Annotated in this window: 11 protein-coding genes; 2 read left to right on the top strand and 9 right to left on the bottom strand. The window is 60.4% G+C overall.

The genetic code is table 11. The features are described 5' to 3' along the window. Positions 1 to 12 precede the first annotated feature (12 nt). A complete protein-coding gene (locus VD17_RS15410) occupies positions 13 to 3084 on the bottom strand; it encodes an efflux RND transporter permease subunit (RefSeq protein ID WP_046054553.1) in 3072 nt (1023 codons plus the stop codon). 5 nt (positions 3085 to 3089) lie between these two features. Continuing rightward, a complete protein-coding gene (locus VD17_RS15405; protein WP_046054552.1) occupies positions 3090 to 4190 on the bottom strand; it encodes an efflux RND transporter periplasmic adaptor subunit in 1101 nt (366 codons plus the stop codon). Positions 4191 to 4283: 93 nt separating this feature from the next. On the opposite strand from VD17_RS15405, the gene VD17_RS15400 reads away from it, so the two are divergent. Then, entirely contained in the window at positions 4284 to 4928 is a 645-nt protein-coding gene (locus VD17_RS15400; RefSeq protein ID WP_046054551.1) for a TetR/AcrR family transcriptional regulator, read from the top strand. Positions 4929 to 5063: 135 nt separating this feature from the next. On the opposite strand, the gene VD17_RS15395 is transcribed toward VD17_RS15400, so the two are convergent. Further along, a complete protein-coding gene (locus VD17_RS15395; protein ID WP_046054550.1) occupies positions 5064 to 5846 on the bottom strand; it encodes a class I SAM-dependent methyltransferase in 783 nt (260 codons plus the stop codon). A gap of 93 nt (positions 5847 to 5939) precedes the next feature. On the opposite strand from VD17_RS15395, the gene VD17_RS15390 reads away from it, so the two are divergent. Further along, the gene (locus tag VD17_RS15390; protein ID WP_046054549.1) at positions 5940 to 6560 is read left to right on the top strand and encodes a hypothetical protein; all 621 of its coding nucleotides are present in this window, start codon (positions 5940 to 5942) and stop codon (positions 6558 to 6560) included. A gap of 13 nt (positions 6561 to 6573) precedes the next feature. Here VD17_RS15390 and VD17_RS15385 read toward each other — a convergent pair whose 3' ends face one another. The 6 genes from VD17_RS15385 to ppc all read right to left on the bottom strand — a co-directional run bounded on the left by VD17_RS15385 (position 6574) and on the right by ppc (position 13161). Next, positions 6574 to 7395 carry an isocitrate lyase/PEP mutase family protein gene (locus VD17_RS15385; protein WP_046054548.1) on the bottom strand — a complete coding sequence of 274 codons (822 nt, stop codon included), beginning with the start codon at positions 7393 to 7395 and terminating at the stop codon, positions 6574 to 6576. Positions 7396 to 7428: 33 nt separating this feature from the next. Continuing rightward, positions 7429 to 8289, bottom strand: a complete 861-nt coding sequence (locus VD17_RS15380; RefSeq protein WP_046054547.1) for a DUF72 domain-containing protein — start codon at positions 8287 to 8289, stop codon at positions 7429 to 7431. Beyond that, the gene (locus tag VD17_RS15375; RefSeq protein ID WP_046054546.1) at positions 8289 to 8594 is read right to left on the bottom strand and encodes a hypothetical protein; all 306 of its coding nucleotides are present in this window, start codon (positions 8592 to 8594) and stop codon (positions 8289 to 8291) included. Before VD17_RS15375 ends, VD17_RS15380 begins: the two co-directional genes overlap by 1 nt. 232 nt (positions 8595 to 8826) lie before the next feature. Beyond that, a complete protein-coding gene (tsaB, locus tag VD17_RS15370) occupies positions 8827 to 9501 on the bottom strand; it encodes a tRNA (adenosine(37)-N6)-threonylcarbamoyltransferase complex dimerization subunit type 1 TsaB (protein ID WP_046054545.1) in 675 nt (224 codons plus the stop codon). Positions 9502 to 9594: 93 nt separating this feature from the next. Continuing rightward, positions 9595 to 10242, bottom strand: a complete 648-nt coding sequence (gene adk, locus VD17_RS15365; RefSeq protein WP_046054544.1) for an adenylate kinase — start codon at positions 10240 to 10242, stop codon at positions 9595 to 9597. A gap of 288 nt (positions 10243 to 10530) precedes the next feature. After that, on the bottom strand, positions 10531 to 13161 hold the full coding sequence (gene ppc, locus VD17_RS15360; protein WP_046054543.1) for a phosphoenolpyruvate carboxylase: 2631 nt from the start codon (positions 13159 to 13161) through the stop codon (positions 10531 to 10533). Positions 13162 to 13351 lie beyond the last annotated feature (190 nt).

Genomic DNA, 13351 nt, shown 5'->3' with positions numbered 1-13351 from the left:
ACACGTAGGACGTTAGGCCGGGTCCTTTTTGATCCTGAACCACGCCGCATACAGCGCCGGTAAAAACAGCAACGTCAACGCCGTCGCCACAATCAACCCGCCCATGATCGCCACCGCCATCGGCCCGAAAAACACGCTACGCGACAGCGGAATCATCGCCAGCACCGCCGCGAGTGCAGTCAACACAATCGGCCGAAAGCGCCGCACCGTGGCTTCAATAATCGCCTGCCAAGGCTTGAGCCCGGAAGCGATGTCCTGCTCGATCTGGTCCACCAGAATCACCGAGTTACGCATGATCATCCCGGACAGCGCGATCGTCCCGAGCATGGCGACGAAACCAAACGGCTGACGGAACACCATCAGGAACAAGGTCACACCGATCAACCCCAAAGGCGCCGTCAGAAACACCATTACCGTGCGTGAGAAACTGCGCAGTTGCAGCATCAGTAACGTCAGCACCACCACGATGAAAAGCGGCACACCGGCCTTCACCGAGTTCTGCCCGCGAGCCGAGTCTTCCACCGTGCCACCGACCTCCAGCAAATACCCGTCCGGCAGTTCGGCGCGAATCGGATCGAGGGTCGGCATGATCTGCTTCACCAGCGTCGCCGGTTGTTCCTTGCCGTAGATGTCGGCGCGGACCGTCACGTTCGGCAAGCGGTTGCGGTGCCAGATGATGCCTTCTTCGAAGCCGTATTCCAGGGTCGCGATTTGCGACAGCGCCACGCTGCGACCATTGTCAGTCGGCACCGCCAGGCTTGGCAGCAGCGACAATTCGGTGCGTTCATGCAACGTGCCGCGCAACAGAATCTCGATCAACTCGTTGTCTTCACGGTACTGGCTGACGCTGGAACCGGTCAGAGAGCTTTGCAGGAACTTCGACAGGTTCGCGGTGCTCACGCCAAGTGCCCGTGCGCGGTCCTGATCGACGTTCAGATAAACGACTTTGCTCGGTTCTTCCCAATCCAGATGGACGTTGACCACATGCGGATTCTCGCGAACCTTGGCCGCCACTTTACGGGCCAGCGCGCGGACTTCCTCGATGTGCTCACCGGTGACCCGGAACTGCATCGGATAGCCAACCGGTGGCCCGTTCTCCAGACGTGTCACCCGCGCGCGCAGGGCCGGGAATTGTTCCTTGAGGGCTTCGATCAGCCAGGTGCGCAGGACTTCGCGCTCCTCAATGGTTTTGGCCAGGACTACAAACTGCGCGAAGCTTGCTGCAGGAAGTTGTTGATCCAGCGGCAGGTAAAAACGTGGCGAACCGGTGCCCACATAAGCGACATAGTTGTCGATACCGGCGTGATCCTTGAGCAGCGCTTCGAGGCGTTTGACCTCATCGCGTGTGTTGCTCAATGAGGCACCTTCTGCCAGTTTCAGATCAACCATCAACTCCAGACGACCCGATGCCGGGAAGAACTGTTGCGGCACAAAGCGAAACAGGATGACAGAACCGATAAACAACACGGCCGTCAGGACAATGACCGTCTTGCGCCGCCGTACGCACCATTCCACCAGGCGTCTGACGCGCTGATAGAACGGCGTGCCGTAAGGGTCCGGCTGGCCGTGGCCGCTGCCATGTTTGACTGCATGAATCTTCGCCAGATCCGGCAGAAGTTTTTCCCCCAGATAAGGCACAAACACAACAGCGGCCACCCACGAGGCCAGCAACGCGATGGTCACCACCTGGAAGATCGAACGGGTGTATTCGCCGGTACCCGATTGCGCCGTGGCAATCGGCAGGAAACCGGCAGCGGTGATCAACGTACCGGTGAGCATCGGGAAGGCGGTGCTGGTCCAGGCGTAACTGGCCGCCTTGATCCGGTCGAAGCCTTGCTCCATTTTGATCGCCATCATTTCCACGGCGATGATCGCGTCGTCCACCAACAAACCCAGCGCCAGCACCAATGCCCCGAGGGAAATCTTGTGCAGGCCGATGCCCAGGTAATACATGCAGGCGAACGTCATCGCCAATACCAAAGGAATCGCCAGCGCGACCACCATGCCGGTGCGCACGCCGAGGGAGAAGAAGCTCACCAGCAGGACAATTGCCAGTGCTTCCACCAACACCTGAACAAACTCACCGACACTGCTTTTCACGGCGGCGGGCTGGTCGGAGACCTTGCGCAGCTGCATACCGGCAGGAAGGTTTTTCTGGATCCGGTCGAACTCGATTTCCAAGGCCTTGCCCAGCACCAGAATGTCGCCACCGGCCTTCATGGCCACGGCCAGACCAATGGCGTTTTCCGCCATGAAGCGCATGCTCGGCGCTGGCGGATCGTTGAACCCCCGGCGCACATCCGCCACATCGGCGATGCGGAAGGTGCGATCACCAACGCGGATCGGAAAGCTCTTGATCTCTTCGACCGTCTGAAAATTCCCCGAGACGCGTAGCTGCAATCGCTCACTGCTGGTCTCGAAGAACCCGGCGGTGGACACCGCGTTCTGCTCTTCAAGGGCCTGCTGCACCGCCGACAACGGTAGGCCGAGGGTGGCGAGTTTGACGTTGGAGAGTTCGATCCAGATCTTCTCGTCCTGTAACCCGAGCAGATCGACCTTGCCCACATCCTTGACCCGTTGCAGCTGAATCTGCACGCGGTCGGCGTAGTCCTTGAGCACCGCGTAATCAAAACCTTCGCCCGTCAGCGCGTAGATATTGCCAAACGTTGTGCCGAACTCATCATTGAAGAATGGCCCCTGGATGCCCGGTGGCAGGGTCTGGCGAATGTCGCCGATCTTCTTGCGAACCTGATACCAGAGGTCCGGGATGTCCACCGAGTGCATGGAATCACGGGCCATGAACGTCACTTGGGAGTCGCCCGGACGGGAGAACGAAACGATGCGTTCGTACTCGCCGGTTTCCATCAGTTTCTTTTCAATACGCTCGGTAACCTGGCGCGATACCTCCTGCGCCGTGGCCCCCGGCCAGGTGGTCCGAATCACCATGGCCTTGAAGGTGAACGGCGGGTCTTCACTTTGACCGAGCTTGGTGTAGGACACTGCGCCGACAATGGCCAGCAGGAGCATCAGGAACAGTACGATCTGGCGATTACGCAGCGCCCATTCGGAAAGATTGAAACCCATCGGGATTACTCCTTGCCCGCCAGATTGACCACGCGGTTGGAGCGATCCACCGGACGCACCTGCTGCCCTTCAAGCAGCACATGGACGCCAGCGGCCACCACCCAATCGCTGGCGTTCAGTCCTTCGAGTACCGGTACGGTTTTCTCGCCGAAGGCTCCGACCCGGACCGGGGTTTTCTTCAGGGTATTGTTGGCGTTGACGACCCAGACGTAGGTCGCGCCGTTTTCTGCGGTCAGTGCGGAAAGCGGCACCGACAGCGGCACCACATCGGAAGTCTGAACGAACACCCGGGCGCTCTGGCCAAGTTCAGCGGGGACCTTGCCGGCAGCGAACGCGATGCGGGCGGCAAAGGTGCGCGATTTTGGATCGGCAGCGGGCGACAGCTCACGGATGCGCCCAGCGAAACGTTGGTCGGGTTGGGTCCAGAGTTCGACTGACACGGGCTGACCGACCTTGAAGCGGCCAAAGCTCTGCTCCGGCAAGCTGATCAACACTTCGCGCTCGCCATCGGTGGCGAGGGTAAATACGGTTTGCCCCGCCGCCACCACTTGCCCGACTTCAACCGCGCGTTTAGCCACAACCCCATCCTGAGGCGCACGCAGCACGGCGTAACTGGCCTGATTGGTCGAAACGTTGAATTCGGCTTTGATTTGCTTGAGGCGTGCTTCGCCGGATCGGTAAAGGTTTTCGGAATTGTCGTACTGCGAGCGGCTGACCATCTGACGGTCCATCAGGGTCTTGTAGCGATCACGTTCGGCGCGCACCAGGTTCAGGTTGGCCTCGGCAGCAGCGACCTGGGCACGGGTGGCTTCCAGTTGCAGGCGCACGTCTTGAGGATCGAGCTCCGCCAGAGGTTGGTCGGCCTTGACCCGCTGCCCCTCTTCGACCAGTCGTCGACTGACTTTACCGCCAATGCGAAACGCCAGGTCCGGTTCATAGCGAGCGCGGACTTCACCGGGAAAGCTTTCCATCGCCTGGGCCGATGGCTCTGGCTGCACGACCATAGCCGGGCGAACAGTGACTTGAGGCGCCTCTTCGTGACCACACGCAGACAATAAAAACGCCAGACTGACCGGCAACGCGAGGGGCAAGGCATAGCGGAACATGGTGAAGGACCTTTCGCTAATGGTGCTTGGAATAATTATACTGAGCAGTATGTTATTAATAGCAAACTCACCAGTCCAGTATTAAAAGCGCATATGCCTAACAATCTTTCAGTACCTAACGGCCCGGGCCGTCCCAAGGATCTGGCCAAGCGCCAGGCGATCCTCGATGCAGCGAAAATTCTGTTTCTGAGCAAGGGTTATGCGAATACCAGCATGGACGCCGTGGCGGCCGAGGCCGGCGTGTCGAAGCTGACGGTCTACAGCCACTTCAACGACAAGGAGACGCTGTTCTCCGCCGCCGTGATGGCCAAGTGCGAAGAGCAGTTGCCGACGCTGTTTTTCGAATTGCCGGACGGTACTGCCGTAGAAACGGTGCTGTTGAACATCGCGCGCGGCTTTCATCAGCTGATCAACAGCGACGAATCGGTCAACCTGCATCGGCTGATGATGACGCTGGGCAGCCAGGACCCAAAACTCTCGCTGATCTTCTTCGAAGCCGGGCCTGAGCGCATGCTGCAGGGCATGGAGCGGTTGCTGACCAAGGTTGATCAGAGCGGAGCGTTGAGCATCGACAAACCGCGCAATGCGGCCGAGCATTTTTTCTGCCTGCTCAAGGGGGCGGGGAATTTCAGGCTGCTTTATGGCTGTGGCGAGCCGCTGATCGGGGATGCAGCCGAGAGCCATGTGCAGGAAGTGGTGGGGTTGTTTATGCGGGCCTACAGGCCTGAGACAGCCTGATAAGTTTTGGTTGTCTGGTCTGGCCCCTTCGCGAGCAGGCTCGCTCCCACAGTGGTTCTGTGGTGTACACCAAATGTGTGACCACTCTAAATCCCCTGTGGGAGCGAGCTTGCTCGCGATGGGGGCGACGCGGTCTTAAGGCTTGAGTGCTTTCTTCGGATAAATGTCATACCGGCTGGATTTACCGTCCAGCGCATGACTCGGCTTCGGCCCTTCGATGCATGGCGCCTTGCGCGGGCGCTTGACCACCACCCGGTGGCTGGCCAACGCCAACGCCGCTTCGAGCAGTGCAGGCGCATCCGGGTCATCGCCTACCAGCGGCCGGAACAGGCGCATTTCCTTCTTCACCAAGGCCGTTTTCTCACGATGGGGAAACATTGGGTCGAGGTAGATCACCTGCGGCGGCTCGCCTTCCCAATTGCGCATCACCTTGATCGAATTGCCCTTGAGCAAGCGCATCCGCGCCACGATCGGCGCCACGTCAAAGTCTTCCGCGCCGCGCGCCAGGCCATCTTCAAGCAACGCACCAATCAGCGGCTGACGCTCGATCAGGCTCATTTCGCAGCCCAGGCTCGCCAGCACGAACGCATCTTTGCCCAGCCCCGCCGTGGCATCCAGCACGCGCGGACGCACGCCTTGGGCAACCCCGACAGCCTTGGCGATCATCTGACCGCTACCGCCGCCGTACAAGCGGCGATGGGCCGCACCGCCCTCGACAAAATCCACCCGCACCGGGCCCGGCGCGTCCGGGCCCAGTTGCTGCAGCTGCAAACCCTGGTCACCGACCTGCAAGGCAAACTCACCATCATCCGCCTGCATCGGCAAACCCAGGCGCTCGGCCCATTGTTCGGCCTGTGGCTGAAAAGTCGCGGCCAAGGCCTCGACGTGGATGCGGCAGGCCGCAGGTTGCTCAATCATGAGAAAACACGCTCAAAAAATTAATGATCGGCAAAAACGGCCGATAACAAAACTATCGAGCATTTTGCCAGAGCTGAGCGTCGACCGAGAGAAATGTCAGACATTCAACGCACATCGATAGGCTACATCTCGCCCCACGGCGATTTTGGCCTACGAAATTCCCAAGCACTGAGCGGCGTCAGTCACCTGTGGCAGGATTTCTTTGCCCAGGCCCTGGCCGATCAGTCGGGCGATGTCGTACCGGCTTCTCTCAACTTTCCACCGGTCGATCTCGACAGCCCGGTCGAACCCACCGTTGGCAGCGAACTGCTGGCGCACATCATTTCCCAGCGCGAATGCGATGTGAAAGAAACCGAGGTTCGTCCGCCCGAGCCACTGTTCCTGCCGATTGCCGAGTTCGAAATGGACCTGGCCGACAAACCTTTCCCGCCGTTCCCGGCACAAGAAATCGTCGCTCAACAGAAACAACAAGACTTCGAAAGCCGCTGGGTCCGCCCGATCGTGCTCACTGCCGGTCAACCGCTGCCAGTGCCGGGCGCCGCACCACAACCGCGTCCGCTGCACCTGCCGATCGCCGAATTCGAACTCAATCTGCTGGACAAGCCATTCCCGCCGTTTTCGCCCGAAGAGCTGGTGGAGCAACAGAAACAACTCGATTTCGATAACGGTTGGGCTCGCCCGATCGTCCTGCAGAACCTGCGCATCGCCGCTTGAACCTCAGCGATCGTCAGCCTTTGAACAATTGATTGGCCTGGGCGTACGGCATGGATCGCGACGTGAACCCGAACGTGCCCGACGTCTTGATCTCTTTAGCAGCGCGGAAAAACTCGCCATACGCAGCCAGAGCCAGCGCCGAACCGACACTGATACGTTTAACGCCCATTTCGCTCAACTGCTCGACCGTCAATTTCAGTCCGCCAGACATCAACACATTCACCGGTTTTGGCGCCACCGCGCGGACCACCGCCAACACGTCTTCAGCACTGCGCAGACCCGGCGCATAAAGCACGTCGGCACCTGCCTCGGCAAACGCCTGCAAGCGGCGAATGGTATCGGCGAGATCAGGATTGCCGTGTAGAAAGTTCTCCGCGCGAGCAGTCAACATAAAGGGAAACGGCAAGCTGCGAGCCGCTGCCACCGCAGCCTCGATGCGCGCGACGGCATGCTCGAAGCAGTAGATCGGCGCTCCTTCACGGCCGGTGGCATCTTCGATTGAACCGCCGACCGCGCCGGCCTCTGCCGCACGCAAAATACTCTGTGCGCATTCGGCTGGATCGTCAGCGAAGCCGTTTTCCAGATCGACGGCGACGGGTAGATCAGTGGCCGCGACAATCGCCCGAACGTTTGCCAGGGTGTCGTCCAGCGTTAGCGCGCCATCGGGGCGGGCGTTGGAAAAGGCGTATCCGGCGCTGGTGGTCGCCAGCGCTTCGAAACCAAGGCTGGCGAGCATTTTCGCCGAGCCGGCGTCCCAAGGGTTGGGAATGACAAAAGCCCCCGCGCGTTCGTGCAGTGCTTTGAACGCTTGGGCTCGAAGGGTTTGCGCATCCATTGGCAGGCTCCTGAAAAGGGCAGGGAATCCGCTTCAGAGCAGGCCAAGTTGCTCGGCAGCGGGCTCTCTGTATAGCTCAGGCAGCGGCGGCAGGCCAGGCAAACGCAGCATCAGTTTTGCATGAAAACGTTGCGCCAGTTTGGCGGCCAGCAGGTTGTCAGCGGTGTGCAGGAAGATATAGGGCGTGCGGCCCTCTTCGATCCACACGGCGATTTTCTCGACCCACGGCACCAGGAACGGGTCGTTGGCCTCAAGCTGCGGATGGCCGATGAAGCGGACCTGCGGACATTGCGTGAAGGCGGCCGGACGGGGCGGCACCCTGGGCTTTTTCGATTGGGCGTGAAGGACCGAGGGATCGGTCGATGTGCAGCTGAACAGCGCACGGGGATCGAGGCAGATACGCTCGACACCGCGATCCAGTAGCAGGCGATTGAGCATTCGCTCGGCATCGCCCTTGGTGAAGAAGGCGTCATGCCGCACTTCAACCGCCAGAGGCCGCTCAAGCGCATCGATGAATCCGGCCAATTCGGGCAATCGTTGCGGCGTGAAGCTTTTCGACAGCTGCAGCCACAGCGGTGAAACCCGTTCGCCGAGGGGGCTGAGCAATTGCAGGAAGGTTTCGGCAGCGGTCAATTGTTCGCGCAGGTCACCGCCGTGACTGATGTCGCCGGGGAACTTGGCAGTGAAGCGAAAGTATTCGGGCATGGTCTCGGCCCAACGCTGCACAGTGGTCGCAGCCGGACTCGCGTAGAAGGTCGTATTGCCTTCCACTGCGTTGAATACTTGGGAATAGAGACTCAGAAATTCGGCGGGTTTTGCGTCTTGCGGATACAGGTAGTCGCGCCAGGCGTTTTCACTCCAGGACGGACAGCCAAGGAAGTAAGGCAGCCGCATCAGATGTACAGGTCGAGGCCCAGCACATCCGAATCCCAATCGACAAAACCGGCGGTGCTCAGGTAGCTGGCCAAGGCCTTCGCGACACTGCTGCTCATGGCACGGTGATAAAGCATGTCTTGTTGACGGGCGGGGAGATTACTCAAGCGTTGCGCAGAGGCTTTGGCAGCGCGGGCGGCCAGTTGCTCTTCGGATGGAATTTCCAGCTCGCCGTCGATATCGACGTAGTCGTCATCCGCCACAGGGCCTTTGCGAGGCTTGCGTTTGATGGGGTAGGACTGGGAGGGAACGCCGTCTATACGCATGAGTACATGTCCGGGATCAATGATGGCAGTTTAGTGGCGCATAGCCCACTTCGCAAACCGCCGAGTGATAACTAGAACACAGAAAATGGAAAAGGTTTAAAAGCCGCTGCATAAAGTGACGATTGGCTGCGTTGCGCAGACCGCCATCGCGAGCAAGCTCGCTCCCACAGGGGTTAGCGTGAACCCTGTGGGAGCGAGCTTGCTCGCGATGGGGCTAACTCGGTGAAATGAATTAACGAGCCTTCGGGGTTGCAACCTTATCCCGCAAATAAACCGGCTGAGCCTCATCAGCCACGATCGCCTCACCACGCGCCCAGGCAAAACGCGCCAGGGTCAGCAGGTCCTCGGCGTGAGGCAGCATGCCCGCATCCTGCCCGGTCAGGCTGACGGCGATTCGCTCGGCATAACCCCAGCCAGTGCCGGCGCCAAACCACTCACCGCTGGCGTCAGCCGGCAACGCGGCCACTTCCGGCGCAAGCACCGCTTCATTGCCGACCAGTCGCATCTCCCCCGCCGTTTCGCGGTAGCACCCCCAATACACTTCGTCCATGCGCGCATCGATGGCGGCCGCAACCTGGCTTACGCCATGTTCGCGATAGGCCCGCTGCGCCAACACAGCCAGGTTCGACACCGGCAACACCGGGCGATCCAGCGCAAACGCCAGCCCCTGCACCACGCCGATGGCGATCCGCACGCCGGTGAAGGCACCCGGACCACGTCCGAACGCGATGGCATCGACCGCTTGCAAAGTGGTCCCGGCATCCACCAGCAGTTGCTGAATCATCGGCAGCAACTTCTGCGCATGCAGGCGTGGGATCACCTCGTAATGGCTTGTGACTTTGCCGTCATGCAGCAAGGCAACGGAGCAAGCTTCAGTCGCGGTGTCCAGGGCCAGCAAGGTGCTCATCGATGTTTCCGTAAGAGAGGTCAGAAAAAGTGCGCCAGTATAAACAACTACGGCCCGCAAGCGGGCCGTAGAAGATGAAGCGATTCAGACTTTTCAGCTCAGTGCTTCAAGCACCTTGCCGGTGATCGCTTCAACCGAGCCGACACCAGCGATATGGCTGTAGGTCGGCTTGCCCAGTTCAGCGGCCAGGTTCTGGTAGAACGCTACCAGTGGTTTGGTCTGGGAGTGGTAGACGGACAGGCGATGACGAACGGTTTCTTCGGTGTCGTCCTTGCGCTGCACCAGCTCTTCACCGGTGATGTCGTCTTTACCGGCGATTTTCGGCGGGTTGTAGACGGTGTGGTACACGCGGCCGCTGGCCTCGTGAACGCGACGACCAGCGATACGCTGAACGATTTCTTCGTCGTCGACGGCGATTTCGACCACGTGATCCAGCTCCACGCCGGCTTTCACCAGGGCTTCAGCCTGAGGAATGGTGCGCGGGAAACCGTCGAACAGGAAACCGTTGGCGCAATCGGCTTGGCTGATGCGTTCCTTGACCAGGTTGATGATCAGGTCATCGGAAACCAGACCACCGCTGTCCATGACGCTCTTGGCGATCAGGCCCAGCTCGGTGCCGGCCTTGACCGCGGCACGCAGCATGTCGCCGGTGGAGATTTGCGGGATACCGAATTTTTCGGTGATGAACTTAGCCTGAGTACCTTTACCGGCCCCGGGAGCTCCCAGCAGAATGACGCGCATCGATGTGCTCCTCAATTTTTTATATAGATAACGTCAGATTCGCCTCGTGGGGCCAATCTCAAAAAAGGGTCGTGACCGCCCAAACGGTCAAAGGCTGATCAAGATACACAGCAGGCCCGGACCACACAAGCCGCCGAAAGTCGGAGAAACCAGCGTCTGATGTGGCCTTTCGTCGGGATTACCCTAGTCGCAACCCCATCACTAACTGTCGCCTGGCAGCACTTTTCAACCCCTCGCCCACAGGCAACTCGACGCTCGCGCCGAGTGCCTTGCCCCAAGACGAAAACCTTAGCCGGTATTACGCAAACCGGCGGCAATCCCCGCCACAGACACCAGCAGCGCCTGTTCTACCGGGCTGCCCTGCGCCACTTCCTGTTGTCGCGAACGTGCCAACAACTCAGCCTGTAATAGATGAAGAGGGTCGAGGTAAGTGTTGCGCAAGCGGATGAATTCAAGCGTGGCTGGGCTATGTGCCAGTAGCTGAGACTGACCGGTCAGCCCCAGGACCACCGAGCAGGCCTGCGACAATAGGTCGCGTAAATGCGCACCCAAAGGCAGCAAATCCGGCTCGACCAAACGCTCATCGTAAGACCGGGCGATATCGGCATCGGCCTTGGCCAACACCATTTCCAGCATATCGATGCGCGTGCGGAAGAACGGCCACTGCTCGCGCATCTGCCCCAGCAGCTCGCCTTCACCGCGCTCCAGCGCCTTGCTCAACGCTGCTTCCCAGCCGAGCCACGCCGGCAACATCAGCCGCGTCTGGGTCCAGCCGAAGATCCACGGGATCGCCCGCAGGCTTTCAATCCCGCCAGCGCGGCGCTTGGCCGGGCGACTGCCCAGCGGCAAGCGTCCCAGTTCCTGCTCCGGAGTGGACTGACGGAAATACTCAACGAACTGCGGATTTTCCCGCACCACGGCGCGATAAGCGCTGACACCGTCAGCCGCCAATTCGTCCATCAGATTGCGCCAGGCTGGCTCTGGTGGCGGCGGCGGCAACAAGGTCGCTTCCAATACCGCTGCCAGGTACAGATTGAGGTTCTGCTCGGCGATGTCCGGCAGGCCAAATTTGAAACGAATCATTTCCCCCTGCTCGGTGGTACGGAAACGCCCCGCCACCGAACCTGGCGGCTGCGACAGAATCGCTGCGTGTGCCGGGCCGCCGCCGCGTCCCACGGTGCCGCCGCGACCGTGGAACAACAGCAGTTCCACTTGTTGCTCGCGACAGATGTCGACCAAGCGCTCCTGCGCCCGATACTGCGCCCAGGCCGCCGCTGTCGTGCCGGCGTCCTTGGCCGAGTCGGAGTAGCCGATCATCACTTCCTGCGGCCCTTGCAGGCGCGAGCGATAACCGGGCAGCAGCAACAGCTTTTCGATTACCGGGCCGGCGTTGTCGAGGTCGGCAAGGGTTTCGAACAGCGGCACCACGCGCATCGGCCGCAACACGCCAGACTCTTTGAGCAGCAGTTGTACGGCCAGCACGTCGGAAGCGGCGCCGGCCATGGAGATCACATAAGAACCGAGCGATGCGCCCGGTGCGGCAGCGATTTCCCGGCAGGTCGCCAGCACTTCAGCGGTGTCCGCCGATGGTTTGAAGTACGCCGGCAGCAACGGCCGGCGGTTGTTCAGTTCGCGCATCAGGAAAGCGATGCGCTCTTCCTCGCTCCAGTTCTCGTAGCGCCCCAGGCCCAGGTAATCGGTGATCTCGGTCATGGCCGCGGTATGTCGCGTCGAGTCCTGACGCACATCGAGCCGCACCAGGAACAGCCCGAACGTCACCGCCCGACGCAGGCAATCGAGCAGTGGCCCATCAGCGATCACGCCCATGCCGCACTCATGCAGCGAGTGATAGCACAGCTCCAGCGGATCGAGCAGTTCACGGTTGTTTTGCAACACATCGGCGGGGGCCGGCGTGGTCTTCGTCAAGGCGGCGTGGGCCCAGTTACGCGTCGCGCGCAGGCGTTCACGCAGCTGTTTAAGCACCGCGCGGTAAGGTTCGGCGCTGTCCCCGGCCTTGGCCTTCAAGTCGTCGCTGGCCTGCTGCATCGACAACTCGGCCGCCAGGTGATCGACATCGCGCAGGTACAAGTCCGCGGCCATCCATCGCGCCAGCAGCAAGACTTCACGGGTCACGGCAGCGGTCACGTTGGGGTTGCCATCGCGGTCACCGCCCATCCACGAGGCAAAGCGAATCGGCGCTGCCTCCAGTGGGAGGTGCAGGTCAGTGGCGTCATGCAGGGCTTTATCGGCCTTGCGCAAATAGTTGGGGATTGCCTGCCACAACGAATGTTCGATCACCGCGAAGCCCCATTTGGCTTCATCCACTGGGGTTGGGCGGGTGCGGCGGATTTCTTCGGTATGCCAGGCTTCGGCGATCAGGCGCTGCAACTTCGTGTGGATCTGTTCGCGTTCGGCAGTGGTCAGGTCGCGATGGTCCTGGGCGGCCAGTTGTGCGGCAATCGCGTCGTACTTCTGGATCAGCGTGCGGCGCGCCACTTCGGTCGGGTGCGCGGTGAGGACCAGTTCGATCTCCAGCCGTCCCAGTTGGCGGGCCAGGGATTCAGCGCCATGACCTTCAGCACTCAGGCGGGCGAGCAGTTCCGGCAGTACCCGCGCTTCGAACGGTGCAGGCTGCGACTCTTCGCGACGGTGAATCAGCTGATATTGCTCGGCGATATTGGCCAGGTTGAGAAACTGGTTGAACGCCCGCGCCACCGGCAGCAACTCTTCTTCGCTCAATTGGTTGAGGCTGGCGCTCAGTTCAGCGTCCATCGAACCGCGACGGTCGGCCTTGGCGCCCTTGCGGATTTGCTCGATCTTGTCGAGAAAACCGTCCCCGTACTGTTCACGAATGGTGTTGCCCAACAGCTCACCCAACAGGTGAACATCTTCGCGCAAGCGTGCATCAATATCGGTCATCAGCAGTTCTCCAGCGAAAATCCGGGTGTGCTTTGTCGTTAGAGAGTGCCGCTGTAAAGCGGTTCTTACAAGCGGACGACGACGGGAATGCTGTTTGCCTGAGAAAGTTTTGGGGATTGGGGATTGGGGTTGGTGGGGTACATATCCGTTTCTGTGGTGATGGCTGATCACGGTTTCGCTCTTACAGCGA

It is taken from the genome of Pseudomonas fluorescens, from assembly GCF_000968015.1.
Taxonomy (GTDB): Bacteria; Pseudomonadota; Gammaproteobacteria; order Pseudomonadales; family Pseudomonadaceae; genus Aquipseudomonas; species Aquipseudomonas fluorescens_W.
This window is presented reverse-complemented; position numbering and strand designations above follow the sequence as displayed.

Excerpts from the sequence above, each read along its gene's own strand:
- VD17_RS15395 (WP_046054550.1), bottom strand. The coding sequence starts at position 5,846 with ATGATTGAGCAACCTGCGGCCTGCCGCATCCACGTCGAGGCCTTGGCC.
- VD17_RS15380 (WP_046054547.1), bottom strand. The coding sequence starts at position 8,289 with ATGCGGCTGCCTTACTTCCTTGGCTGTCCGTCCTGGAGTGAAAACGCC.
- VD17_RS15405 (WP_046054552.1), bottom strand. The coding sequence starts at position 4,190 with ATGTTCCGCTATGCCTTGCCCCTCGCGTTGCCGGTCAGTCTGGCGTTT.
- VD17_RS15385 (WP_046054548.1), bottom strand. The coding sequence starts at position 7,395 with ATGGATGCGCAAACCCTTCGAGCCCAAGCGTTCAAAGCACTGCACGAA.
- VD17_RS15375 (WP_046054546.1), bottom strand. The coding sequence starts at position 8,594 with ATGCGTATAGACGGCGTTCCCTCCCAGTCCTACCCCATCAAACGCAAG.
- VD17_RS15400 (WP_046054551.1), top strand. The coding sequence starts at position 4,284 with ATGCCTAACAATCTTTCAGTACCTAACGGCCCGGGCCGTCCCAAGGAT.
- tsaB (WP_046054545.1), bottom strand. The coding sequence starts at position 9,501 with ATGAGCACCTTGCTGGCCCTGGACACCGCGACTGAAGCTTGCTCCGTT.
- adk (WP_046054544.1), bottom strand. The coding sequence starts at position 10,242 with ATGCGCGTCATTCTGCTGGGAGCTCCCGGGGCCGGTAAAGGTACTCAG.
- VD17_RS15390 (WP_046054549.1), top strand. The coding sequence starts at position 5,940 with ATGTCAGACATTCAACGCACATCGATAGGCTACATCTCGCCCCACGGC.
- ppc (WP_046054543.1), bottom strand. The coding sequence starts at position 13,161 with ATGACCGATATTGATGCACGCTTGCGCGAAGATGTTCACCTGTTGGGT.
- VD17_RS15410 (WP_046054553.1), bottom strand. The coding sequence starts at position 3,084 with ATGGGTTTCAATCTTTCCGAATGGGCGCTGCGTAATCGCCAGATCGTA.